Origin of the sequence: Pseudolactococcus piscium, assembly GCF_002441695.1 — a bacterium.
GTDB classification, from domain to species: Bacteria; Bacillota; Bacilli; order Lactobacillales; family Streptococcaceae; genus Pseudolactococcus; species Pseudolactococcus piscium.
Genome location: NZ_JXJW01000013.1, coordinates 41,414 through 67,905, shown reverse-complemented (window position 1 = coordinate 67,905; position 26,492 = coordinate 41,414). Strand labels below are relative to the sequence as shown.

Sequence of the window (26,492 nt, the reverse complement as noted above, 5' to 3'; positions counted from 1 at the left end):
AACTCTATCTAAATGTTCGGTTTGTCATATGTTCAGATGATTACGTCTCAACATGTATGATAACCTTGCGTTCTTTCGGACAGTATTTTAAAACTTTTACTTTATCCGGATGTGTTGCTTTATTTTTTGACGAAATATAGTTTTGTTGCCCACAACCTGTACATTTTAGATTGATTTTAACTCTCAATCGTTCTCACCCCTAAAAATTTTCTAAAATTGAACAATGACCAAATCAGATTAAAGAGGACAAAACAACTTGTCGCGATAAATACTGCTTGGTAACTGATATAACCTGCGATTGCACTCCCTAAAAGTGGCCCCACAACCTGTCCGAAGTTCATGAACATTTGATTAAAACTAAAAATACGTGAGATGCCCTCAGGCGGTGTAATTCTTGATAGTAATGAATTAACAGATGGCACTAGCGCCCCCGAACCAAAGCCTAATAGAAATCGTAAAATACCAAGTTGGAGTGGTGTTTTAACAAAAGCCATCGGGACGTAGACGACAAGGCTGTAAATCAGCCCGATAATAATTAAGCGATGACTACCTATCTTATCACCAATCTTACCTAGTGTACCTGATGATAGCATTTCAGATAAACCGACTGCTGATACGATGAATCCTGATATCATCAAGAGATTACCTGAGTGGCCATTTAATTGGCGAATGTAAAGTGTCAATATCGGAGAAACTGACTGGACTGTTAATTGCAGAATAAAGCTTGTGATAAATAAGCCATAGAGAATTTGCTGATTGGGCACACGCTCAAATACTTGTTTGGTCGTCAGCAAATCAACTTTTTCAATCGGCGTAAAGTCTTCTTTTACAAAAAATATTGTTAATACGGTGACAAGTAGTAAAATACTACCTGTAATCAAGAAGACATTTTCCATCCCGACGATCTGGGCAAAAAATCCACCAATAGATGGCCCGATTAAAGACCCACCTATCATACCTGTTGATAAAATTCCCAAGGCGTACCCGCTCTTCTCTCGTGGGATTTGACTAGCAATCAAAGCAGTCGAGTTTGGAATATAACCGGCAAATATACCATTTAGTAAGCGCATGACTAACAGCCACCAGACGTTTGGTACAAAGGCCAAAGCACTCATGGTAAAGGTCATCACGATAGAGGCCCGGATCATCATCACACGCCGGCCATATTGGTCGGCAAGACGCCCCCATATGGGTGCAACCAAGCCGCTAGCAAGTGCACTAATGCCGATAGATAGTCCTGTAAATAATTCTACTGCATTGCCTCTAGCACCTAACTTTTGGACATAGAGGGCCATAAAGGGCATCACTAAGGAGATACTCGCAGATGTAAAAAATGTACCGAACCATGCAATGGATAGATTACGTCGCCAATTTATTTCTATGATAATCACGTCTTTCTAAAAGTATCCCATTTCGCCCACTTCAAGATTTGTAACCTAATCCATACCAATCAAATAGACTGCCCATACACTTGATGATATAAAAGAGGGATAGTTACCTTTTATATCACATTCTAGCCGTTTAAAAAACGAACACTATCGCTGATAGCACCCGTTAAATCTCACTTATTATCGTTGTTAACTGACTTTCTAACATATCTATTGTATCACAATTCTTGATAATGCGTGTTGCTAAAGCACACTTGTCATCTATCGGCATTTGGCTACCAATCCTTAACAAGGCATCCGCTTGAGATAAGTTATTGCGTTTCATTAACCGCTCTAGTTGGATTTCTTTGGGTACATACACCAGCCAGATTTCATCAAATCCAGTATAATTTTTTTCAAATAATAAAGGGATATCCATGAATACAAGATCAGACTGACTCGCTTGACATCTGTCAAAAAGCGCATCCCGAATCAACTTATCTTGCAATGCTGACAGTTGGGCTCGCATTTTGGGATTAGAAAAAATCGCTTGACCAAAGCTGATACGATCTAACTCACCATTCGCTAAAAAATAAGTGGGACCAAATGTGTCTCTTATTGCCACATATAATGCACCACCGATCTGCTGTAACTCTCTTACAACGGCATCTGCATCAATCACCTCATATCCTTTGGATCTCAAAAAAGAGGTTACAGTTGACTTACCGCTTGCAATGCCACCTGTTATACCGATTATTTTTTTCATAGTTTCATTATATCACTTTCTATTTCTAAATTTTTTATTTTACAAAAAAATAGTGCTATAATAAGATTAAAGATAAATGGAGGAAACCTATGAAGATAATTAATGTGACTAACAATTTTCCAAACCTTGTAAACGAACAGTTACGAAACACTGATGCGTTAACAGTTGAAGTCTATTCAGCCGGTAATACAACCACCATTTTTACAAGAGCTTCTACACACTACGAACTGATTATTACAAACAAACATCGTGCCATTCGGCCAGATGAACGCGAAAGTATTCAAACATTTTTTCTGAAAAAACGTATCGACCAATCACTCATTGACAAAGATAACATCTCAATTATTGATGAGCCTAGGTTACTAGAAATCTCGTACCCTATCTTGAAAAAATAAAAACTTACTCGTGTAGGTTTTTTATTTTCGCCATAAATCAACGTCAACTACAGCGGGGATTTACCCCCTTATGTATGCCATCGCTTTATCATGCGCTTATTTAGGGAAACTTCATTTGTTGCCGTCTACTTTTTAATGACCCAAAAAAGCCCACCAATCGGTGAGCTTTTTCTCTAAACATTTGAATTTCTAACAATTAGACATCCATCGACAAGATTTCATGGAAGACACGGTGTGTTAATTCATGTTTTTGTTCTTTTGTAAGATATTTAGTGTTAACACAATATCCTGAGATACGCACGATAACATCTTCACCATTAAGGATTTTATCCTTAACATCGGCCAAGTCCATCACGTTCAAGTTAACGTGTTGTCCACCATCTTCAAAGTAGGCATCAAGGACATCAACTAAGTTTTCAACTTGTTCGTCACGTGTTTTACCAAGCGCTTTTGGTGACACTTGTGTTGTCAAAGAAATACCATCATTACCATATTTAAAGTCAAGTTTTTCAAGTGTTCTTAGTGTTTGTAACCAACCACCTCTAGCTTTGTTAGAAGGGTTAGCACCTGGAGAGAAGTATTCTACTTCACTGAGGTTGGCTGTGCCATCTTCATTAAGGAAAACACCACGGTGAACTGGTGAGTTACCAGTTTGTTTAGAATAGGCCACGTTAGAGGTAATCGTCAAAAGTGACACTGTTGCTTCTGCATCTTTATATAGACGATGACTTGCTAAACGTGTGTGGTATTGCTCCATAAGCCATTTCGCGATATCATCTGCACGATCATCATCTTCACCATAGCGTGGGAAGTCACCGATTGTTTCGTAATCATAGATGTAGCCATTTTCATCACGAATTGGTTTAACTGTCGCATATTTAATGGCAGATAAAGTATCCACTGTATTTGCAAATCCACAAATACCAAATCCCATGTTAGCACGTTGTCTAGATGGCAAGAAGGCCATTTGAACTGCTTCATAGTTATATTTATCAGTCATGTAGTGGATGATGTTCAGTGCATCTACGTATGTGTCTGTCAACCAGTCCAATGATTTTTCGAAGTTAGCGACAACTTCATCATAATGCAGTACATCTGTTGTAATGGCAGCATTATCAAATACTTTATAATCACGATGGACATCATCAAATCCACCATTAATACCTGTTAAGAGTGCTTTCAAGACGTTAACACGCGCACCAAAGTATTGGATGTTATGGCGGCCATCTTCATTTTCAGGGTCAAGTGGTCATACACAACAAGAGATACATGACATTTCGCCATACCCATCTTCAGCCATTGTTTTCACACCCTCATACTGAATAGATGAATGTTTATGACTCATGCTCATACAGTAGCGTTTGAAAGCGTAAGGTAATTCTTTAGCCCAAAGCACTGTTAAGTTGGGCTCTGGCGAGTTACCGATATTATCCAACGTATTCAAGAAACGATAGTCCATTTTTGTAACGCGGTGTTGTCCGTCGTCACCCACACCAGCCATCGATGTTGTAATGAAGGTTGGGTCTCCTGAATAAAGCGCATCATATTCTTTTGTTCTTGCAAATTTAACTGTACGTAATTTCAATACGAAATCATCCACAAACTCTTGAATTTCTGACTCTGTAAATGTACCACGTGCTAAATCACGCTCAGCAAAGATGTCAAGCACAATCGGTACACGACCAAGGGAAGTTGCTGCACCGTTAATCACACGACAAGCAGCCATGAAGGCGATATTTGTCCATTGGATTGCTTCTTTTACATTTGTAGCTGGTTTGCGAACATCTAAACCATACAAGTCGCCGAGTTTAGCAACTTGATCAATTGCTTGATATTGCATGTTGATTTCTTCACGGAGACGAATCGTTTCTTCATTAATCTCTTCAATGGCATTCCAGTCAGCTGATTTTTCTTTCATCAAGAAATCTGCCCCATAGAGTGCAAGGCGTGCATAAACACCAACGATACGACCACGTGAGTAGGCATCTGGCAAACCAGTTACAGTATGGGCATGACGTGCTTTACGAATATTTGATGTATAAGCCCGGAAAATACCGTCATTTACTGTTGTCACATGTTTCGTATAAATCTCATGCATGACTGGATCTGGCTTATAGCCATGCTCTTTAAGGGCAACTTCTGCCATCCGAACCCCGCCTTTAGGCATAAATGAGAGACGGAAAAGCTCAGAGTTTTGTAGCCCAAAAATCAATTCGTTTTCTTGATCAATGTAACCAGCAGGGATATCAGAAATAGATGCAACACGATCTGAATCCATAGGGAACTCAGTTGCTTCATAGCGATCTTTAGTTGATTCCACAATCTCTTTAATTTTTAGAGAGCGTGCTGTTGGTCCTTCAAGAAATGACTCGTCACCATCATACTTTTCATGATTGGCTTTAACAAAACGAGAAACACTCGCTTTTTCTTTCCAATCTAATCCTTTAAATCCAGCCCATGCTGTTTCAAAAACGTTTTCAGTTACTTCAGTTTTCATTTTATGTAATCTCCTAATTTAAACTAGAGAGGTGATCCTACCTCGGCCACCTGTTTCACTTTACACATTAAGTCTATCACACAGAAAGCGGTTACACAAGGATAACCTTAATATTTTCAGACTTTCTTTTATGTAACAGAATGAGATAACGTCAATTCTGTATCACTTTTACGCTTATGTGTATTAGTTCACAAAAATTTTAGAACATACGCTTGCGAATCATGATACGGAAAACTAACCAGGAAATGAGCGTGGCAGCCAATACAATCAACAAAAAAGCATAAGGGACATTTTGAAAGGGGAGTTTGACATTCATCCCATATAAGCCTGCAATAATAGCTGGTATGGTCATAATAAATGTCGCACTCGTCATAATCTTCATGATAATATTAAGATTATTGGAGACAATATTTGAAAACAAGTCACTTAAGTTTTCCAATAATCTGAGCTGAATTTTCGTCGTCGTTAAGGCTTGATCTGCCTCAACATAAATATCAAAGATATGATTGGCAAAACCATTTTCATCATGGCCCCGCAAATAGGTCATCAGTTTTTCATACACTTCAATATTGTCTTCAAGCGCTGCTTCAAAATAAATCAAGCTTTTTTGAGAGCGAATAATCTCCATGATTTGCGCATTTTCTTGCGATAGTTTCAGTTCCGCTTCTATCCCCTTCATCCGTTTTTTATACTGTGACAAGTAATCGTGAAATAGCTTGCCTAATGTGCTCATCACTTGAAAAATAATTTCATGTTGATAGCGTGACACATCGTAATGTCGGTTAAGGATAGTAGATAAATCACTGGCATGATTTAAGGACAGAATCACAGCATGCTTCTGGCTATTGACAACCAAAGAAAAGGGAAAGACCTCCGTGGTGCCATCCTCAACAGAAGGATACTGTAACAACAGTAGCAGGTTGTGATTGGCATCTATCTCAAATCTTGCATTCTCATCATCATCAAGGATGCCACCAATATAGTCAAAAGGAAAGTCATAGGCTGTCGCAAGTTTACCGATCTCTTCTCTACTTGGCTCACTGACTAAGATAAAGTCAACGCCATCACTAGATGCCACTAGTTTATTTTTTTCTAAACGATAATTAGTAATCATACGACCATTGTAACACACCTTATCCATTATCTCTTGTAAGATTATTGCGGGCCTTCTCATAATCTTGATCAAGCCATCTCCGACTAATTTTAACCCGCAAACTCGTCTGACAAATTTTGTGCAGATTTGCTATACTAGTTAAATGGAGGGGTTACATGAAAAAAATATTAGTTATCCACACAGGTGGGACAATCAGCATGCATGAAGAAGATGGCCAGATTTTACCTGGTGATGTTAACCCTATGACCCATGTGCGCCTAACAGGTCATGATGACATTGAGATTAGCAGCATTGATTTACTCAATCTACCTAGCCCACATATTACACCACAGCACATGCTGGTCATCTATCAAGAGCTCAAACTAAAACTGCCTTATTTTGATGGTGCAGTCATCACACATGGGACTGATACCCTTGAAGAAACAGCCTATTTTCTAGATACGCTTGCCTTACCTGATGACAAGCCCGTCGTGCTAACTGGTGCCATGAGAAGTTCAAACGAGCTTGGCAGTGATGGGGTTTATAATTATAGAAGCGCCCTTCGTGTTGCAGCAGATGATAAAGCAGTTGGAAAAGGCGTATTAGTCGTCATGAACGATGAAATCCATGCCGCTAAATATGTGACAAAAACGCATACCACAAACGTGTCAACCTTTCAAACGCCAACTCATGGCCCTTTAGGACTTTTAACCAAGCATGATAGTTTATATTTTCAAACTGCTGAAGCAAGAGTCAGATTTGACTTATCTGAGATAACAGGGACGATTCCGATTATCAAGGCATACGCAGGAATGGGGGCCGGTATTTTGGTACTCCTTGATTCTGAGCGTATCGATGGCCTCGTGATTGAAGCATTAGGTGCTGGTAATCTACCACCTGATGCAGTGCCTTACCTGACGGATTTGATAGCTAATGGGACACCGGTAATTCTTGTATCTAGATGCTTCAACGGTATCGCAGAAGCAGTCTACGGCTATGAGGGAGGGGGCGTCGCGCTTGCCCAAGCAGGGGTCATGTTTGTCAAAGAACTCAATAGTCAAAAAGCCCGTCTCAAATTACTGATTGCCTTAAACAGTGGTCTGACAGGACAAGCGCTTAAAACCTATATAGAAGGTTAAAAAAGCTAATCTAGTTACGTGTAGGTCACACAGCTAGATTAACTTTTTTTATTTCTCCAAAATCTATGGTAGTTCTTAATCAGGGACATTTTTTCCATCAAAAAACCGCCATCAAATGATAGCGGTTTTTATCAATCAATACAGCTAACGAATTAGAAGCTTGATTTGTCTTTGATGTTGTAGAATGAATCAAGACCTTTGTAGACTGCAACTTCACCAAGTTGATCTTCGATACGAAGTAATTGGTTGTATTTAGCAATACGGTCAGTACGTGATAATGAACCAGTTTTGATTTGACCAGCATTAGTTGCAACAGCGATGTCTGAGATTGTAGAATCTTCAGTTTCACCTGAACGGTGAGAGACAACAGCAGTGAAACCAGCTTCTTTAGCCATTTCGATTGCTTCAAACGTTTCAGTCAAAGTACCGATTTGGTTAACTTTGATAAGAATTGAGTTTGATGCGCCTTCAGCGATACCACGTTTAAGGTAGTCTGTGTTAGTAACGAAGAAGTCATCACCAACGATTTGGATTTTCTTACCAAGTGCTTTAGTAAATTCAACCCAGCCAGCCCAGTCGTTTTCGTCAAGACCATCTTCGATAGAGATGATTGGGAATTTAGCTACGAGACCTTCGTAGTAAGAAATCATTTCTTTCTCAGTTTTAAGTTCCCACTCTTCTTCTGGTTTGTTAGCTAATTTACCAAATTCGTAAACGCCTTTTTCTTTGTTGTAGAATTCAGAAGATGCAGCATCCATCGCTAAAACGATATCTTTACCTGGCACATAACCAGCTTTTTCGATCGCTTCGATGATCACTTCGAAACCTTCATCATTTGATTTAAGGTTAGGTGCAAATCCACCTTCATCACCAACAGCAGTAGAATACCCTTTAGCTTTAAGGATTGAAGCTAAAGCGTGGAATACTTCTGCACCATAACGGAGCGCTTCTTTGAAAGTAGGCGCGCCAACTGGCATGATCATGAATTCTTGGAAGTCAATAGAGTTGTCAGCATGCGAACCACCATTGATGATGTTCATCATTGGTGTTGGCAATACTTTCGTATTGAAACCACCAAGGTAGTGGTAAAGTGGGATTTCAAGGAAGTCAGCAGCAGCGCGAGCAGCAGCGATAGACACACCAAGAATTGCGTTAGCGCCAAGTTTACCTTTAGTTGGTGTTCCGTCCAATGCGATCATCGCACGGTCGATAGCTTGTTGATCACGAACATCGTAACCAATGATAGCTTCAGCGATAACGTTGTTTACGTTGTCAACAGCTTTTTGTACGCCTTTACCAAGGTAACGAGATTTGTCACCATCACGGAGCTCAACAGCTTCGTGTTCACCAGTAGAAGCACCTGAAGGTACCATACCACGGCCAAATGCGCCTGATTCAGTGTAAACTTCTACTTCGATAGTTGGGTTACCGCGTGAGTCTAGGACTTCGCGAGCGTAAACATCAGTAATAATTGACATTTTTTGTCTCCTTTAATTTTAAACACCCGATGGCATTTTTTTAATTACTACCTTATATTACCACTATTTTACAATTTGTTCAAGAAAAAACACGATACACTGCCTTTTTTTACAGAAAATTTTCATATCATTACCTTTCATTAAGTTCATGCTTAGGTAATATAAAAAGCACATAACAGATTATGCGCTTTTTAAGATTAACCTACTCATTTACTTTGTTTCGATCAAGCCGATGTTCCCATCTTCTCGACGGTAGACAATACTTGTTGCATTTGTTTCAGCATCATTAAAGATAAAGAAATCATGGTCAACAAGCTCCATCTGTAAAACCGCTTCTTCTGCATCCATCGGTTTCAAGTCAATATTTTTAGTCCGTACAATTTCAACATTTTGTTCATCTATCTCTTCTTCAGCAGATAGCTCTACAAACGTTTCAAAGACTTTACCTGTTGCGATATTGCTACGTTTCTTTTGAACTTTTGTTTTGTATTTTCTGATTTGACGCTCTAGTTTTTCTTGCACAAGGTCAATTGAGCCGTAAAGTTCTTGAGATGTATCCTCAGCACGCAAGGTAATGTTTTTTGCAGGAATTGTGACTTCAACTTTTGATGTTTTTTCTGCATAAACCTTCAGATTCACATGAGCTGTTAACTCTTGATTTTCAGTGAAGTATTTTTCAAGTTTGCTGATTTTTTCTTCGACATAGCTTCGGATGCTGTCTGTTACTTCGATGTTTTCACCGCGAATATTAAATTTAATCATGATAGCCACCTCTTCATCTTTTATAATCTCATTATACCGTGAAACCGGTTTTTTAACAAATATTTAGCGGTTTTTCACGAATCATTTTATGTTAATCGTTAGCTTATCACTTCTAGTCCCCACTGTTACAAGGCTTCCTGTTACAATCTCGCCTAGCAATAGCTTATCTGAAAGTTGGTTCTCAAGATCTTTTTCTAAGGCTTTTCTAATCGGTCTTGCACCATATTCTGGATCAAAGCCATGTTTAGCAATTAATTGGTAAGCACTTGCTGATAGTTTTAAGGCAATCTGTCTATGCGCTAATCGCTCAACTAAAGGTTGTACCATAATCTTGACAATATCAGATAATTCTTTTTCAGCCAAGGGATGAAAGACAATACTTTCATCTATCCGATTTAAAAATTCAGGTCGATATTGTTTTTTAAGCTCTTCAAGTATTCTAGATTTCATGGCTGCATAATTGGCTGATTGATTCGTCGTACCAAAGCCGACTGTTTTTTCATCACGTAAGGCTGTTGCACCCAAATTACTGGTCATAATAATGATTGTATTGCGAAAATCAACTTTGCGACCTTTACCATCTGTGATAAACCCATCATCAAGAATTTGTAAGAGTAGGTTAAAGACATCTGGATGTGCTTTTTCTGCTTCATCAAAAAGGACGACCGCATAAGGTTTATTGCGTACTTGCTCTGTCAGTTGTCCGCCTTCTTCATAGCCTACGTAACCTGGAGGCGCACCGACTAAACGGCTCGTATTAAATTTCTCCATGTACTCGCTCATGTCAATCCGGATCATACTAGACTCATCGCCAAATACAGTTTCTGCCAATGCCTTGGCAAGTTCTGTTTTACCAACACCTGTTGGGCCTAAAAACATGAAGGATCCCATCGGCCGTTTATCATCAGAGATACCCGAACGGCTTCTACGAATTGCGTTTGCTACTGCGCTAACTGCTTCACTTTGCCCAATAACACGCTTGTGTAACTCTTTTTCCAAATTAACTAGGCGTTTCATCTCGCTTTTGCTCATTTGTGTGACTGGCACACCAGTTAAATTAGAGACGACAGCAAATACATCCGTTTCTTTTACTCGACTGATATGCTTTTTACTGATTACCTTTTCGCGTTTCTTAATCTGTTTCTCAAGCGAGGCCCTCAAGGCTTTTGCTGCTTTAAACGCTTTATTTATGACTGCTTCTTGGAGTTGTGCTTCTAAAGACACAAGTTGCTTGTCAAGTTCACGCTGTTCAAGCAAATTATTTTTAGTTGCTATTTTGACAGCTGCTGCTGCCTCATCTAGTAAGTCAATCGCCTTATCTGGTAATCTGCGACTAGGCATGTAACGAACACTTAGCTGAACAGCTGCTTTAACGGCATCATCATCAAAACTAACCTGATGAAACCCTTCAAAGGTTGCCTTTAAGCCTTGTAAAATGGCAACAGTTTCATCTGCTGTAGGCTCCTCCACAGTCACCTTTGCAAAACGACGTTCTAAGGCTGCATCTTTTTCGATATACTTTTGATACTCATTAAAAGTTGTTGCACCAATCAATTTAAACTCGCCTCGAGCCAATGCTGGTTTCATGATATTAGAGGCGTCCGTGACGGAATCTGTTCCACCTCCAGCACCAACAATCGTATGTAATTCGTCAACAAAAACAATCGTATTCGCATCTTGACTGACTTCGTCTACAATGGCTGTCATACGATCTTCAAATTCCCCACGGAATTTAGTCCCTGCAACCACATTAGCGATGTTTAGCGACATCAAGCGAAAGCCTTGCATGCTAATCGGAATATTGCCATCTACGATCCGCTGTGCAAGTCCTTCAATGATTGCAGATTTACCAACACCTGGCTCACCAACGAGGACAGGATTATTTTTGGTACGACGACTTAAAATATGGATGACGCGTTCAATCTCTTTATCTCGCCCAATCATAGGATCAATGCGACCTTGCCTTGCATCATCTGTGACGTCACGCGCTACAGAGTCAAGCGTAGGTGTCAAGCTTGACGCGGAAACATCAGACGCAGCATCGCGTTTCCCCATCGGTGTAACTGCTTTTCTAGTCACTTTTTTGACAGTCAGATTACCCAGTTCAACTAAATCTTTAACAATTTCAGTCGTCTTGATTTTATTCAATTCTAGTAGTTTCTTAGCGACATTATCATCATCTGTCAACAGGATATAAAGCAAGTGTTCAGATCCTGTTTCTGATAAGTGATTTTGCAGGGCAAAGGCATCAGCTTCTGATAATAAGCGGACGACCTTAGGTGAAAATTGAATGTTGGACACCTGCAGTGTTTTTTCGGGTAAGTGCTGGCTCTCAATTTCAGCCAAGGCCATATCAATCGTCACATCGTGATCAGTTAAAATATTTTGACTAAAGCTATCATTGACAGATAACATACCTGCTAAAACATGTTGTGTTTCCGCATAATCTGCGCCATTTCCAGCCGCAAAAATACGCGCTGTTTTCAAAATTTCTTGAAGTATAGGTGTCTGTTTTTGTGTCATTTATACGTTATTTCCTTTTTTATATGGATTACTATTCAGTCTTCAGTTGTTACGATTAAATCGAGTCGTGATCTGCTCAATACAGTTTGTCAAAGCCATGAACTAATGTTGTAAAAAGAATTGCCCGCTGTAAATCCGTTAAGACAGGACTACTTAAGGTCAACAATAATAAATTCCCTTCACGTTCATCTACAATCTTTTCATTAAAAAGCAATTGTAGTAAATCTTGTAACATACTAACTGATAATTTTTCGGGTATTTTGGGTATGAGCGCCATCAAAAAGTCATGCTCGTCAGAATATTGAATTCTCACAATCCGGATATAACCGCCACCCCCACGTTTACTCTCAACCTCAAATCCCTTAGGCAAAGTAAAGCGTGTTTTGATCACATAGTTGATTTGACTGGGTACAACCCCAAAATTAGCAGCTATTTCTGAGCGCCTAATCTCAATTTCAGTCGCCTGAGAAAGTAGCTCTTTGAGGTATTTCTCAATCATATCCGATGTATTTCTCATATAATCCTCCTCAACATGCAGTAACATGAACAAGTCTCTGCACTATTTTTAGTCATCATCTTCATAGGTCAAGTAGCTATCTACTCATCGTTTATTACACGATTTTCTATTCATTTGCAAGGGGTCATAGACATGAAAAGCACATACTATTTTCTCTGACCTTATTCGACCATTGTATCATTTTCCAGTTTTTTTTGCTACTTTAAACGCCTTAAAGCACTTGTCTGCCTTTAGTCCATCCTGTTATGACCAATTAAAAAAAGGCCCTCCATTTTATGTAGAAGACCCCATATGTTCTAGATAGCATCCTAACCTCAGATGTGACTATTTAGTTGATACTTTAACGATTTCAACTTTCATCTCACCAACTGGCAAAGGAATAATCACTTCATCACCTGTTTTTTTACCAATTAAGGCTGCTGCAATCGGTGACTCATTTGAAATTTTACCATTAAAAGGATCAGCCTCTGCTGAGCCTACAATTTTGTAGGTTTCACTATCTTTCTCACCAATTTCAGTAAAGGTTACAGTTTTACCTAGTGCAACCTCATTGCGTTTAACACCTGCGTTATCAACAATTTCAGCATTTCTGATCATTGTTTCAACTGTTGCAATGCGTCCCTCAACAAAGGCTTGTTCGTCCTTAGCTGCTTCATATTCAGAGTTCTCTGATAAGTCACCATATGAGCGTGCGATTTTAATGCGTTCAACAATTTCTGCACGCTTAACAAGCTTGAGGTTATCTAGCTCTGCTTCTAATCCTTCAAAGCCCTCACGGGTCATTTGGTATGTTTTTGTATCTGCCATCATTCATTACCTAGTCTGCTAAAAAATAGGAGGTCATATGAAACGCCTGTCGCCCATTTTAAAGTGCAAACTTCTTTCCTTTCTTTATCAAAAAATTGCTTGACAATCAGCACGCTTCATCATTCATGAGGTTTACTAGTCGACGCTGAAGATAATTTGTCATTCACATATTTTTTTACATTCGCATCATGTTCTGCTATTGTTTCAGAGAAATAAACTTTCCCTGTTGTGACATCTGCCACAAAGTAAAAATCATTATTAGCTGTTGGTTCAACCGCTGCTTTTATGGCTGATAAACTTGGGTTAGTTACTGGACCTGGTCCATACCCTAGATTGGTATATAGATTAAATGGTGAGTCCAAACTTGTATCAACTGCTGCATCCTCAGCCAAGGTCGTTTTCTGACCCAATTTGCCTTCTGCATACAAAATAGAAATATTTGAGCCCAATGTCATGCCAGCATTGATACGATTGTAGAAAACCTGTGCAACGTTTCTACGATCTGCATCATTATTTGCTTCTTTTTCAGTTAAAGCTGCAATGGATAAAATCTCATTCACCGTGCTTGGCATTGCTTTGATTTTGGCATAGTAAGGTTGCATATTTTGGTTCATTGCTGCAAGCATCTCTTCAACGACCATCGTCACCGTTGAATTTTTTGTATACTCATAAGTTGCAGGGAACAGATAGCCTTCTAGTTGATATTTAACACCGGATGCTTTATCCGGTAAATCACCCAATAGATCCGGATAAGCTGTTTTCATCTTATCTATGAAAGCTTGATCTGTAACCACCTTCAGAAAGGCATCTTTAGTGAAGGGTGTTTTGGATTTACTAGCATCAGCATTTTCTGAAATCTGATTAGACATTTGATCAATCGTATAGCCTTCAGGAATAGTAATCTTACCTAATATAGGGGCAACTGGTTTATCTGTACCACCCTTTTGTAACGTTTTAGCTATTGCCGTCAAGGTCATATTAGGTGACAAATTATAATAACCTGATTTAAAGTCTGTAAAACTATTTAACTTAGTATAGTATTTAAAGACCGTTGCATTCTTGATAATCTTATCTTTTTCAAGTAGTATACCGATATCTTTACTTGATGACCCTTTAGGAATGTTAACTGCCTTGACTGTCGTATCTGTTAAACTATAAGGCTGGCTTTCACTCTTAAGATAACGAAAACCAAAATAGGCTGTCGCACCTCCCACAATAAATAAAATCAATACAATCGATGCGATAATTTTCCCAGCCAATTTTTTAGATTTCTTTTTGGCTGATCGTTTTAAATTTTCTTGTGTTTGTCTTTTTTGAGGGGTCATGTCAGCCATCTTCTCCGGTGGGGTAGGTATCTCATCAGGTGTTCGACTATAATGCACATTTGATTCATATGCCTGTTCATATTCAGAATTGGCAGCCGTTAGTACTTCCTCAAGTGCTGTATCACCTATTTCAGTGGAACTGGTAGCATGACTATTGTGGGTAACATCCTCCGTTATTTTCTCGCCTAGTTTGACTCGATCAGCGAATAAATTAACATCACTATTGCTATCCTGTTGCACATCAGAAAAAACAGTCTCCGGTTCAATATCATCCAAAGATTGATTACCTGCTGCTAATTGACGGAGAATTTTTTCTTTAAAACTCTCTCGCTCAAAATTTTGCGTATCTTTATCTTCCAAATTTACTTTCTTCTACTTTCTTATGACAGCGTGCTTCATTATACTACATCGCTGTCAAGCGTTATCATTTTTGATTATACACGAAAATCCTTGAAAATCAAGAATTTAACAAAAAAATATGGATTTCTCCATTATTTTTTCTTATAATGTGTTAAACTTCCTCATCATCATCGTCGTCATCGTCAAGATCTTCAACAGCGACATCGTCTAAATCAACTTCCTCAAGTTCTGTATCGAATGCTTCTGCTTCATCTTTTTCATCATCCGGATTTTCATCCTCATATGTTACATCAGCTTCATCGCTATTATCATCGTCTTCTGGATCATCATCGCTATAATCGATGTCGACACCATCAGCTGCAAAAGCATTCACTTTTTTACGTTTTTTAGTCGGACGTTCGCCCTCATCATCTAGTTCGTCAAGTGCGACAACTTCCTCATCGATTTCATCAATCGCATACCATGAGCGTAAAGCCCACACATTATTACCTAGAGGAATAAAACTACCATCTGTATTCAGTTCTGTATAGAAGCGTGATAGGCGATCACGGATCTCACTATCTGATTTTTCAAGATAATCTTGGATATCGTTAACAAGGACGTTAAAATCAATTTCCTTGCCTTTTTCTTCTAACATGGCATGTGCCACTTCAATCATAGAAAGTTCTGATAAATCTTGCTTTGCAAATGCTTTAATTTTCAATCTCTTATCTCCATCAAACAAAGTATAGGATCCATCTAAAAAAATACGATTTAAAGATGTCCTATCACGTTTACTATCCCTATTTTACCATAAGCTAAGCCATTTTAGTAATGCATTAGCACTTTATAAGCATAATCGCCTATTTTTTCACGGCCTTTTAAGTCATCAAGCTCAATTAAGAATGCACAACCAGCAACAACACCGCCAAGTTTTTCAATCAGTTCAATCGTCGCTTTAACTGTTCCACCAGTTGCCAGTAAATCATCCACGATTAAGACACGTTGCCCTTTTTTAATCGCATCAGCATGCATGGTTAAGGTATCAAACCCATACTCTTTTTCGTATTGCGCTTCAATCACTTCTCTTGGTAGCTTACCTGGCTTTCTGACAGGTGCAAAGCCAATACCCAAATCAAATGCAACCGGACACCCAACGATAAATCCCCTGGCTTCAGGACCTACGATGACATCAATTTCTTTATCAATCGCATACTGGACAATTTCTCTAATCGCATAGCTATAAGCATTACCATCTGCCATTAAGGGCGAAATATCTCTAAATACAATCCCTTTTTCTGGGTAATCTGGTATTGTTGCAATATACTCTTTTAAGTCCATTTTATTTCTCCTTCAATTTCTCATAGATCTCACCCACTGGTGATAGGGCAAAAACTGATTGTATCTGAACTAACACTTGTAAGTCTTGATAGATTTGACTCTCAGATATCTCTCTTTTTTTCGCCTCTTTATTGACCGTCATAACGCCATCTTTAATGTTAACAAATGCTAATTCTTCAAAAATTTGTACCATTTTAACTAATAAAATAAGCGGTATTTTCAAATAATCAGCCAAATCAGCGAGTTTATATCGGACATCGAATTCTGGGTATTGGTAAATCGTTTTATAGAATTTAGCAAATTGTTCATGTGTCCCACCACCAGTCAAGTAATAGGTTTGTTTGATGCTATTTTTAAAATAAACTGCAGTGAAGTCCTGACTCGTTATCATTTGTTTCAGCCGATCAAGGCTAGTTTTATCAAGAGGTGTCTCTTCAACCACCAATACCTGGGTCAGCTTTTCCTGTTCGACGATTTCATTTGTGAACACAGATGCACCATCTGGAATGGCTGTTTGATGCTGTTGATTTCTCAAATCAATCAGCTGACTCCCATTAACCTTTGCATCAACGACCATCAATTGTACTGATGTATTGCCATTCCACGTATTTACTGATAAGGTTACCGCAAGATCAGGTGCGGCTTGTTCAAACTCAAGTGCTGCTATACCTTGACCAAAATAAACAGCTTCTAGCTGAGTTTTATCTTGCTGGATTTTCAGTTTCAGGTGTGCATTTTGTTGCCCCATTGCACGACTTTGAACCACTTGATACTCTTTTATCAACAAAATGGGTTTAGGATTATCTTGCCCAAAAGGTGCTACTTTGCCAAGTGATTTAATCGTATCAAGCGTAATATCAGAAAGCGCAATCGTGTCATCCAAAACAAGTGGTGCTTTCTGAGACATATCGAGTTTCTGATGTGCAATAAATGCCGCAATTACGGCTTTAATAGCCGGTAAATTCGTTAGTTCAAAGGTCATGCCAGCCGCTTGCGCATGCCCACCAAAAGCAATAAATAAGTCGTGATGCGCAGACAGGGCTGAAAAGATATCAAAAGCCGGAATCGATCTGGCAGATCCTTTTAGTATACCTGATTCTTCTGTTAACATGACGATAGGCTTGCCAGTTTTTTGAACTAATTGACCGGCAACAATCCCAAGAACCCCTGGGTGCCAGCCCGGTTGATAAATAAACTGAACTGGACTATCATCTAGCTGAGATTCGGCCTCTACTAACATCTTGGCAACAATCTCTTTACGCTCTTGATTCTTTTGGTCGATCATCTCAGCAATTTGCTGCGTTTCTGCCTCGTCCCATCCTGTCAATAAGTCAATTGCAGGATTTGGATCATCAAGGCGACCCAACGCATTTAGCCTGGGCGCAATCTGAAACCCGATTGATTCCTCAGTTAAGCTATGCTTATCAACACCCGCAATCTTGATTAAGGCTTCTAGACCAACACGCTCTGTATTTTTTAGAATTTCCAGACCAAATTTGACCAACGTTCGATTTTCATCAGTTAGTGACATCATGTCTGCAATCGTGCCAATGGCAACCAGGTCTAACATTTCTGACGGAACATACTCTAATAAGGCGCATGCCACTTTAAAAGCGACACCACATCCAGCTAAATCAGGAAATGGATATTGGCCATCTGGATGCTGGGGATGGATAATTGCATAAGCATCAGGTAGTGTCTCAGGTAGAGAATGGTGGTCAGTGATGATGACATCACAGCCATTTTCTTGGGCGTAAGCGATCGCTTCATGACCTGCAACACCGTTATCAACAGTGATGATCAGGCCTACACCTTCATTCTCTATAAAGTATTTATAAACATCTAAATTCGGTCCATAGCCATCCGTAAACCGGTTAGGCAGATAAACCAAGCTTTCAGCACCTATTTCATCAAGTGCTGTCTTCATAATACTCGCACTTGTCATCCCATCTGCATCATAGTCACCATAAATTAAGATGATTTCTTGCATCTCAATTGCTTGGCGAATCCGTTCAACAGCACGTCGCATGCTATAAAATAAAAATGGATCATGCAAGGTTTCTAGTGTTGGATTCAAAAAGCTTGTTAGGGCATCTGCTGTTCTGATTTGCCGTTTCCAAAGAATCTTGGCTGTAAGTGTATCTAATTTTTGTTTTTTGACTAACTTAATAAATTCAGCTGTCGGTTCATCTGAATTAAGTTGCCAATCATAGGTAGGTATGATCATTTTAAATTGAAAAACCTCCGTGTCATGCTTTCCGTTAAAACTGGGAATAGTGTCGCAAATAATCTTGCAATGTTAAGTTGCCAAGGGAGGTTCAATTCCCTTTTGTTTGTATCTAGATTGGCCACGATTTTCTTAGCCACAAAACCTGCGCTAACAGCATGTCTGCCAACTTTTGCTAAGTAGCCTGTATTAGTCTGATGAAATTTGGTCACTACTGGGCCTGTATTCACAACCAGTATTTTTATGTTGTCGTTGAATACTTCTTGCCGTAAGGCATCTGAAAAACCACGTACAGCAAATTTACTGGCAGCATAACTTGTCGACTTGGCAGTTGCCATATAACTGGCGATTGAGGCGATATTGATGATCTTTCCAGTTCTTTTGTGTATCATGTCGGGTAAAAATGCGCTAGTCACCGTCATTAATGAGAAGACATTGACCTCAAAAAGTTTGCGAATCTCATCTGAGCTATAAGCTAAAAACTCTCTAAACTCACCATATCCAGCATTATTAATTAAGATATCGATGCTCCCAAATTTAGCGCTGATTTGTTTACACGTTGCAACTAAAGCTGCTTCATTTGATAAATCAACCTGATAGAGGTAATCAGAAACACCCGATAAGTCGCTGATATCACGCGACATTAAAATTAGCTTATAGCCTTTTACTTGCCTTGCAATTTCCCGGGCAATGTCCCCATTAGCACCTGTAATCACCATATTTTTCATCATTTAAATCGTTTCTTCATATAAATCTTTGACAACAAAACTATTTTTAAAGGTCTGTTTTGTTTCTTGTAGTAACTGACTCACTAATGGGCCAACGTAACGCGCTGAAATATGTGTCAAAAGCAAGCGTTTAACTTGTGCTTGGTGGGCAACTTCTGCTGCTTGTTTGGTTGTTGAGTGCCCATGATTTCTAGCAACTTTAGCTTCGCTAGCTTCATAAGTTGCTTCGTGAACCAGTAAATCACTGCCAATAGCTAAGCGAACCGCTTTATCTGTCTGCCTAGTATCACCCAGAATCGTCACAACACGACCTTTTTTATCTGGGCCAATAAAGTCAGCTGCCTTGATCAGTTTACCAGATACCTCGATATCTTGACCCTGTTTGACTTTACCAAATAAAGGACCAAAAGGGACACCTGCAGCTTTTAAAGCAGCCGCATCTAGTTCACCTTTTTTGTCTTTTTCTACAACGCGATACCCCATACAATAGATGGTGTGATCCAAAGGTGACATGTGCACCTCAAATGAGCCATCTGAAAAAATCTGTCCTGTATGTGTTGCATCCAGCTCATGAAAATTGATCCGATAGCCTAGTTTACTGCCTGACAGCCTGAGTGAGGTCATCACATAATTTTTAATCCCGACAGGACCATACAAGTCTAAGTCCTGTTGTTGATCTTCTAAAGAGGATGTTTGAAAGCTTCGACTAGATAAAAATCCCGGCAAACCAAAAATATGATCTCCGTGCATGTGTGTGATAAAAATTTTCGTTATTTTTCTAGGCCTGATACTGGTCTCTAAAATCTGATGTTGCGTTGCCTCGCCACAATCAAATAACCAGATTTCATTTCGTTCTGCCAGTAATTTCAATGCAATAGACGTGACATTGCGCTGTTTGGCAGGCTGTCCTGCACCTGTGCCCAAAAATTGAATTTCCATGATTTCCTTTCGCTCACTAAGCAAAGATACACAAGTCAAAAAGAGATTGCGTATAAAAAGAAAAAAAATCCGTCCTGAGGGAATCGAACCCCCATCTCAAGAACCGGAATCTTACGTGATATCCATTACACTAAGGACGGAATTTTTGTTTGACAACTACTCTAGTTTAACAGATTTTTGCTAAAATGGCAAAAAAACTTAATCATAAGGCAATCATGATGCATTCCTTTGTTTCAGTTAGTCTGCAGTAAGCCAGTATAAAACAAAAAAATATTCTGAGTAGGCTAGCCCACTCAGAATATTTTTAATTTAGTACACTAATCGGTTAACCCTTAGCAGCAAGTGCTGTTAAAATTTGAGTTCGAATATCTTCAATCCCATTTGGTTGACTTGGTAAGAAGACTGATGAATTACCATTAATCGCAAATTGATTCAAGGTATCAAGATATTGGTTAGTTAACAGAATCGACATGATTTGGTCTTCTGAAATATCTACTCCTGTATCTTTCATCTCCTTGATTGAAAATGCTAGACCATCAACAATCGCTTTACGTTGTTCAGCGATACCGACACCATGAAGTCTGTCTTTTTCTGCATCTGCTTCGGCAGCAGTAACGATTTTAATTTTATCAGCATTAGCCAATTCTTGTGCTGCAACACGTTTTCTTTGTGCAGCATTAATTTCATTCATTGATTGCTTAACTTCAGCATCTGGTTCAACTTTAGTAATCAGTGTTTTAACAATGATATAGCCATAAGTTGACATTTCTTCTGCAACTTGTTTTTGAACCTCAAGCGCAATCTCATCTTTTTTCTCAAACAACTCATCCAGTGTTAACTTAGGCACACTAGAACGCAAGGCATCTTCGATATATGACTTGATTTGTTCGCCTGGATTCATTAATTTGTAGTAAGCATCTGTTACATTTTGCTCATCTACACGATATTGCGTCGCGACTGTCATCTGTACAAAGACATTATCTTGCGTTTTTGTCTCAACGTTCATATCGTTTTGCAGCAAACGGAGTTGTACGCGAGCAGCAATACGATCAATGCCAAACGGCATTTTAAAATGAAAGCCTGAATGCGCTAATGAGGTAAATTTACCAAATCGCTCAACAATCGCAACACTTTGCTGTTTGACAACGAAAAACAGACTTGATAGACTTGCTAAAACCAAGATGATAATAACAAATAAAATAATTAACATAACAGCCATTTTTTTCCCTACTTTCTTAAATACAAGTTAAATTCTCTATGCTTGAATTGTATCATTTTTTCAGTTTTTTCGCAATTTTTTAGTAATGCTTCATAGCAAGCTAGTCCGTCTGCTATATTGAATGTTGTGACTCTGGTATAGGTCTTATTCTCACTTTTTCTTGTTAAATCAGTCAGCTCTTCCTCAGCACTAAAAGCTTCAAATGACACTTTAGCCAATGTCACATTACTATCAGTTGCTGTCACAACATACTCAGGAAATAGTTTAGCAATTTCAAATAAAAGTGTATCGCTCAATTTTTCATCAGCTAATTCACTAAATATAAGTGCCTCTCCATCAGTATTTTTATAGACTAACCCAAATGACTTACCTAGCAGATTTAAACGAATGATTCGGAGTGTCGGTGCTGCTTTACTCCCCTCTAACTCAAAGCTTGGCCGCTCAGAGACCCCTTCAAAAGTCGTCGATAAGGTCAAGAAATAGGCCATGGCCTCGTCAGGTCCTTGTTTTTGATAAATCTCAGAAAAATAAGCATTTACGACACTTGCTGGTGGCATAATGTAAGCCAATTTCTCTATATCCGTTGCTATTGCTGCTAACCGATTTTTTAAAAATACACGGTCCATTGCCATAAAACCACCCGACTTTATGGCAAGTTCAACGTAATCCATCTTATGATATCCTCCATTTGTCTGCTTGGGAAATACTACCCGAAACAACGTACACTTCTGCTTCATCTAGCTCAATAATTTGATCGATTAAAGCAATCTTTTTAATCATGGGCAACCTGTAAGCTTCACTAAAGGGAATCCTTAAGTCAAATGGTGTAAACAACTCACTGATTTTATCAATTATCGCTTGTCTGAGTCGTGCGATACCTGCCTCACTTTTTATGGAAATCTGAACATTTGGCAGTACTGTCGGCGAAAAATGCTCAGCCAGGTCAAGTTTATTGTATATAGTCAACACAGGAATATCTGACATCTTTAATGAGGTCATAATATCCGTCACAACATCTTCGTGTAGACTATGGGCTGGATTTGATGCATCCACTATATGAAGTAATAAATCCACATTTTTAGATTCTGCTAGTGTTGATTTAAAGGCTTGAACTAGCTCTGTTGGTAAATCCTGAATAAACCCAACTGTATCAGTCATTGTGACCATAAATTCATCTTTTAATGAAAATTCTTTGGTAGTTGCATCTAATGTCGCAAATAACTCATCTTTTTCATATTGTATTTTATTGGTCAATGCATTGAAAACAGAAGATTTCCCAGCATTTGTATAGCCGATTAATCCTAGCTTAAATACTGATGATGCATTTCTTTTTTGACGACTATTTTCCTGTACTTTTTCAGCTTTTTTAAGTTGGGACTCGATCATTTCAACACGGTGACGAATATGTCTACGATCTGTTTCTAGCTGACTTTCACCAGCACCCCGAGCGCCTATTCCGCCCCCTTGACGACTGAGTTCTAGACCCTTACTACCTGATAAGCGAGGTAAGAGATACTTCAGTTGCGCCAATTCAACTTGGAGCATACCAACGTGTGATCTGGCCCTAAGCGCAAAAATATCTAGAATCAGCTGCATACGGTCAATTACTTTGACCCCAAGAAAAGTTTCCAAGTTGACATTCTGACGCGGCGTCAATTTCTCATTAAAGATCACCATATCAATATCATCAGCTTCGATTGTCGTCTTGATTTCTTCTAACTTACCTATCCCAACGACATATTTTCCATCCAAGCGTTCTTTTTTTTGCGTAAAAGTTGCATGGACAATCGCACCTGCTGTCTCTGCCAAACTAGCCAATTCTAGTAAGGAGACATCAAATGTCTCACGATTGCCATACGTTTCTGCACCAACTAATACGACTTTTTCTGCTGCTATTTCAGTTGCTATCATCTAAAAACCTCTCTATTTTTTGGCTTGTTTGTGTTTTAAAATCAGCAGCAAATACATCTAGAAAATCCACTGCCATCCTATTTTTAAACCAGGTAATTTGTCGCTTACTATAGCGTCTCGAATTCCGCTTGACTAATTCAATTGCATCCTCTAGTGTACTTTGACCAGAAAAATAAGGGAAAAACTCTTTATAGCCAATCGCTCGTGCAACCTGAGCATCTGGTAACGTGTCATATAGCATTTTGGCTTCTGCTAGTAAGCCATCCACCATCATCTTATCAACACGGTGATTAATCCGCTCATATAGGAGAGTGCGATCCATGTTTAGTCCGATAATGATAAACTCATAATCCGACACGATGTTCTCAGCATCCCCACCAAAAGTGACTAACTCTATCGCTCTGATTGCCCTACGCCGATTGGGTTGTGCAATCTCAATACCATGACTTGATACCTGATGAAATAATTCCTCGTCCGTCATCACCTCTAATTCTTGACGCAGCGCACGCATCTCCTCATGATGTCCCTGACCACCAAGATGGTAGCCTTCTATCAGACTTTGAAGATATAGGCCTGTTCCCCCAACGATAATCGGTAATTTGCCACGTGCTAGTATATCTGCTATTGCTTGATTGGCTGCAGTTACAAAGTCATGGGCACTAAAGGTCTCTGACAAGGCGCGAATATCGATTAAATGGTGCTTAATTGCTTCCTGTTCTTCCTTAGTCGCCTTGGCTGTACCAATGTGTACATCCTGGTAGACTTGTTGACTATCACCATTAATAACCTCCCCATCATAGGCTCTTGCAATCTCTATAGATAAGGCTGTTTTGCCAACTGCAGTTGGTCCAGCGATAACAATCACTTTATTTTTTATCAAATTTTTCACTTTTTTCTTTTTTTTTGTTATGATTAAATTATAGCATATTAATAAGGAGGATTTTGAAATGAACAAATTTGGAAAAGGTATCATCACTGGCGTTATCGGAACAATTGCCGCAACTGCTGCAGGTGTCTTCGCAGTCAAAAAAACAATTATCGATCCTGAACTCAAAAAAGAAGAGTTTGTAAACGAAAACCGTCGTAAGGCTGCTCGGAAACGTGTATCTCATTAAGCTGCTTTTACTAGCATATAAAAAAACTGTCGCATGACAGTTTTTTTATATGCTTATTTATTAAGTAAGTCTTTGCCAGCTTCAAGCGTCTCAACAGCTTTATCAGATGCTTTATCCACAATCTCATCAGTTTTGTCAATCAGGTCTTCTTGATCAAGTTCTAGCGCAAACTCGTCTTCAAGATCAGCAACAGTCACATCTGATTTCAACTCATTGACCTTATCTGAAAGCTTGTCTTTTGTAGCGGCTAAAAGCGCCATCACTTTTTCTTTGGATAACTCTCCAGAGTCAACTTTTGCTTTAATTTCTGCTTTTTTAGAAACGAGAAATGCTTTAACTTTATCAGTAGAGATTTCACCGTTATCAAACTTTTCTTTCATTTCATTAAATTTATCTGTAGAAAAATCAACTACTTTTCCAGACTTCTCATCATAAAAATTAAGGGCTGTATCCTTTACCTCATCAAATTTCGCCTTAGGATCTTCCTTATAATCTTGATAGAAATCCTTCACATCTTTTCGAAGTTTTTTACCTTCTTTAGGCGCTGTTGCTAATGCGGCTACTGCACCACCGATGACACCTAAAATAGCACCTACTAAAAATCCTGTTTTCTTAGCCATTCTTTTTCTCCTTTATACTATCAACACAACTGTCTTAGTTTTAACAAAAAAAGTTGTGCTTGACAGCTATACTGCATGCTTTAGTTGCATGACGTTATTTCTTTTTTTCTTCAGCTCTTTTTTTTCTTTTTGTAAATAATTTACTTGCGCCACGCCCCAAAGTGACAACCGCAGTCGCCTTACCAGCATTTGAGGCTGTACTCTTCATACGTGTGGCAAATGTGTTACCTGTATGATTCAGTCTGGAAACACTGTCAGATAAATCAGCAACAGCAGTAAAAAGCGGATCAATCGTTGCAACTTTACCGTTAATATCCTCTAGTAGTGTGTTGGTTTTTCCCATTAGTGTATCTGCCTGTTTAAGCAACACATCTGCATCTTGTGTCACAACGCCAATTGTCCGATTGATTTCATCCACAGTTTTCATCATCTTGACAATTAAAATAACCAAGAATAGGACCAAAATTGCAACGGCAACAGCGATGATAATCAATGCTGTATCTCCCATAAATACCTCTTCCTAAAATTTGTATACTTGCTTGTGACAAGCAAGTATGCCGATGATTCATAATTAAATTATAGCAAATTACTGCTTTTTAAGGAAATATTTACCCGGCTTATGATGTCGCACGATAATAGCAAGACCCACAACGATTAATACTAAGGACAAGGCTTGTGATACACGTATGGGACCGAACATGAGACTATCTGTCCGCATACCTTCAATAACAGCACGACCGAGGCCGTACCAAACAAGATAAAAAGCAAAAATATCCCCAGATTTAAGATTTTTTAGGCGATGTCTCAGACCCATGACTAGCCCAAAGCCGATTAGATTCCATACCGACTCATATAAGAAGGTAGGTGTCCGATAGCTATTGTCTATATACATCTGATTTTTGATGAAACCTGGTAGAAAGTCTAGAGAATGTAACGGTTTCCCAAATGCTTCCTGGTTGAAAAAGTTGCCCCATCTGCCCATTGCTTGGGCAACGAGGACACCTGGTACTGCAATATCTAAGAAATCAAGTGGTGCGATCAGTTTATAATATGAAAAGACTAATAAGGTAATCCCTCCAGCGATCAAGGCACCATAAATTGCAATACCGCCATGCCAGATAGCAAATATCTCACTTGGATTTTTACTGTAGTAACCTAAATCAAAGAGAACATAATAAATTCGTGCACCGATAATCGCAATCGGGAATGCAATCAAAATAAAATCTAAAATATCATCTGGTCTGATTTTTTTTCTAGGTGCTTCCTTCATCGCCAGCCAAACTGCAAGGACAACACCAGTTACGATACAAAGTGCATACCATCTAATGTCAAGTGGTCCTAATTTTAGGGCAATCGGATTAATTGCTAATACTGTATTTACCAT

25 protein-coding genes, 1 tRNA gene and 1 pseudogene are annotated in these 26,492 nt (G+C 38.9%); 3 read left to right on the top strand and 24 right to left on the bottom strand.

Annotated features, from left to right (window positions below; all coding sequences use genetic code 11):
- Positions 1–40 precede the first annotated feature (40 nt).
- The 3 genes from rpmG to coaE form a co-directional block, all read right to left on the bottom strand.
- Complete coding sequence (rpmG, locus tag RU86_RS07355) at positions 41–187, bottom strand: 50S ribosomal protein L33 (RefSeq protein ID WP_082095437.1); 147 nt, start codon at positions 185–187, stop codon at positions 41–43.
- Entirely contained in the window at positions 177–1,382 is a 1,206-nt protein-coding gene (locus tag RU86_RS07350; protein ID WP_096814761.1) for a multidrug efflux MFS transporter, read from the bottom strand. The genes rpmG and RU86_RS07350 overlap by 11 nt, the downstream gene beginning before the upstream one ends.
- Positions 1,383–1,554: 172 nt before the next feature.
- Positions 1,555–2,133: a dephospho-CoA kinase gene (gene coaE, locus RU86_RS07345; RefSeq protein ID WP_096814748.1), complete on the bottom strand. Its 579-nt coding sequence runs from the start codon at positions 2,131–2,133 to the stop codon at positions 1,555–1,557.
- Between the two features lie 89 nt (positions 2,134–2,222).
- Here coaE and RU86_RS07340 point away from each other — a divergent pair, with 89 nt between their 5' ends.
- A complete protein-coding gene (locus RU86_RS07340) occupies positions 2,223–2,528 on the top strand; it encodes a DUF1827 family protein (RefSeq protein WP_096814747.1) in 306 nt (101 codons plus the stop codon).
- A 196-nt stretch (positions 2,529–2,724) separates the two neighbouring features.
- Here RU86_RS07340 and pflB read toward each other — a convergent pair.
- Positions 2,725–5,025 (bottom strand): annotated as a pseudogene (pflB, locus tag RU86_RS07335) (formate C-acetyltransferase).
- A gap of 199 nt (positions 5,026–5,224) precedes the next feature.
- Positions 5,225–6,139 (bottom strand): magnesium transporter CorA family protein, encoded by a 915-nt coding sequence (locus RU86_RS07330; RefSeq protein WP_096814746.1) that lies wholly within the window; start codon positions 6,137–6,139, stop codon positions 5,225–5,227.
- Between the two features lie 155 nt (positions 6,140–6,294).
- Between RU86_RS07330 and RU86_RS07325 the strand changes: the two genes are divergently transcribed.
- Positions 6,295–7,257: an asparaginase gene (locus RU86_RS07325; protein ID WP_096814745.1), complete on the top strand. Its 963-nt coding sequence runs from the start codon at positions 6,295–6,297 to the stop codon at positions 7,255–7,257.
- 152 nt (positions 7,258–7,409) lie between these two features.
- Here the strand turns inward: RU86_RS07325 and eno are convergent, their stop codons facing one another.
- The 16 genes from eno to miaA all read right to left on the bottom strand — a co-directional run bounded on the left by eno (position 7,410) and on the right by miaA (position 24,253).
- Entirely contained in the window at positions 7,410–8,735 is a 1,326-nt protein-coding gene (gene eno / locus RU86_RS07320; RefSeq protein ID WP_079507030.1) for a phosphopyruvate hydratase, read from the bottom strand.
- Positions 8,736–8,945: 210 nt separating this feature from the next.
- The gene (gene hpf, locus RU86_RS07315; RefSeq protein ID WP_079507032.1) at positions 8,946–9,497 is read right to left on the bottom strand and encodes a ribosome hibernation-promoting factor, HPF/YfiA family; all 552 of its coding nucleotides are present in this window, start codon (positions 9,495–9,497) and stop codon (positions 8,946–8,948) included.
- A gap of 81 nt (positions 9,498–9,578) precedes the next feature.
- Positions 9,579–12,020 (bottom strand): ATP-dependent Clp protease ATP-binding subunit, encoded by a 2,442-nt coding sequence (locus RU86_RS07310; protein ID WP_096814744.1) that lies wholly within the window; start codon positions 12,018–12,020, stop codon positions 9,579–9,581.
- A gap of 76 nt (positions 12,021–12,096) precedes the next feature.
- Positions 12,097–12,537, bottom strand: a complete 441-nt coding sequence (locus RU86_RS07305) for a CtsR family transcriptional regulator (protein WP_047915985.1) — start codon at positions 12,535–12,537, stop codon at positions 12,097–12,099.
- 324 nt (positions 12,538–12,861) lie between these two features.
- Positions 12,862–13,344 carry a transcription elongation factor GreA gene (gene greA / locus RU86_RS07300; RefSeq protein ID WP_047915986.1) on the bottom strand — a complete coding sequence of 161 codons (483 nt, stop codon included), beginning with the start codon at positions 13,342–13,344 and terminating at the stop codon, positions 12,862–12,864.
- A 119-nt stretch (positions 13,345–13,463) separates the two neighbouring features.
- Positions 13,464–15,029: an endolytic transglycosylase MltG gene (gene mltG / locus RU86_RS07295; protein WP_096814743.1), complete on the bottom strand. Its 1,566-nt coding sequence runs from the start codon at positions 15,027–15,029 to the stop codon at positions 13,464–13,466.
- A gap of 151 nt (positions 15,030–15,180) precedes the next feature.
- Positions 15,181–15,732 carry a DNA-directed RNA polymerase subunit delta gene (gene rpoE / locus RU86_RS07290; RefSeq protein ID WP_096814742.1) on the bottom strand — a complete coding sequence of 184 codons (552 nt, stop codon included), beginning with the start codon at positions 15,730–15,732 and terminating at the stop codon, positions 15,181–15,183.
- 104 nt (positions 15,733–15,836) lie between these two features.
- Positions 15,837–16,349 (bottom strand): adenine phosphoribosyltransferase, encoded by a 513-nt coding sequence (locus RU86_RS07285; protein WP_079507040.1) that lies wholly within the window; start codon positions 16,347–16,349, stop codon positions 15,837–15,839.
- Position 16,350: 1 nt separating this feature from the next.
- Positions 16,351–18,576 carry a single-stranded-DNA-specific exonuclease RecJ gene (gene recJ, locus RU86_RS07280; RefSeq protein ID WP_096814741.1) on the bottom strand — a complete coding sequence of 742 codons (2,226 nt, stop codon included), beginning with the start codon at positions 18,574–18,576 and terminating at the stop codon, positions 16,351–16,353.
- On the bottom strand, positions 18,573–19,307 hold the full coding sequence (locus tag RU86_RS07275; protein ID WP_096814740.1) for an SDR family NAD(P)-dependent oxidoreductase: 735 nt from the start codon (positions 19,305–19,307) through the stop codon (positions 18,573–18,575). Before RU86_RS07275 ends, recJ begins: the two co-directional genes overlap by 4 nt.
- Entirely contained in the window at positions 19,308–20,243 is a 936-nt protein-coding gene (gene rnz, locus RU86_RS07270; RefSeq protein ID WP_096814739.1) for a ribonuclease Z, read from the bottom strand.
- Positions 20,244–20,311: 68 nt separating this feature from the next.
- Positions 20,312–20,383 (bottom strand) — tRNA-Arg (locus RU86_RS07265).
- A gap of 185 nt (positions 20,384–20,568) precedes the next feature.
- Positions 20,569–21,453: an SPFH domain-containing protein gene (locus RU86_RS07260; RefSeq protein WP_372487105.1), complete on the bottom strand. Its 885-nt coding sequence runs from the start codon at positions 21,451–21,453 to the stop codon at positions 20,569–20,571.
- 17 nt (positions 21,454–21,470) lie between these two features.
- Positions 21,471–22,133, bottom strand: coding sequence for a hypothetical protein (locus RU86_RS07255; protein WP_096814738.1), 663 nt, complete (start codon positions 22,131–22,133; stop codon positions 21,471–21,473).
- A 1-nt stretch (position 22,134) separates the two neighbouring features.
- Positions 22,135–23,373 (bottom strand): GTPase HflX, encoded by a 1,239-nt coding sequence (hflX, locus tag RU86_RS07250; protein ID WP_096814737.1) that lies wholly within the window; start codon positions 23,371–23,373, stop codon positions 22,135–22,137.
- Positions 23,360–24,253, bottom strand: coding sequence for a tRNA (adenosine(37)-N6)-dimethylallyltransferase MiaA (gene miaA, locus RU86_RS07245; protein ID WP_179296242.1), 894 nt, complete (start codon positions 24,251–24,253; stop codon positions 23,360–23,362). The genes hflX and miaA overlap by 14 nt, the downstream gene beginning before the upstream one ends.
- A gap of 67 nt (positions 24,254–24,320) precedes the next feature.
- On the opposite strand from miaA, the gene RU86_RS07240 reads away from it, so the two are divergent.
- A complete protein-coding gene (locus RU86_RS07240; protein ID WP_068876852.1) occupies positions 24,321–24,488 on the top strand; it encodes a DUF3042 family protein in 168 nt (55 codons plus the stop codon).
- 53 nt (positions 24,489–24,541) lie between these two features.
- On the opposite strand, the gene RU86_RS07235 is transcribed toward RU86_RS07240, so the two are convergent.
- The 3 genes from RU86_RS07235 to lgt all read right to left on the bottom strand — a co-directional run bounded on the left by RU86_RS07235 (position 24,542) and on the right by lgt (position 26,492).
- Entirely contained in the window at positions 24,542–25,108 is a 567-nt protein-coding gene (locus tag RU86_RS07235) for a YtxH domain-containing protein (RefSeq protein WP_096814736.1), read from the bottom strand.
- Between the two features lie 94 nt (positions 25,109–25,202).
- A complete protein-coding gene (locus tag RU86_RS07230) occupies positions 25,203–25,616 on the bottom strand; it encodes a DUF948 domain-containing protein (RefSeq protein ID WP_096814735.1) in 414 nt (137 codons plus the stop codon).
- Between the two features lie 78 nt (positions 25,617–25,694).
- Positions 25,695–26,492, bottom strand: coding sequence for a prolipoprotein diacylglyceryl transferase (gene lgt / locus RU86_RS07225; protein WP_096814734.1), 798 nt, complete (start codon positions 26,490–26,492; stop codon positions 25,695–25,697).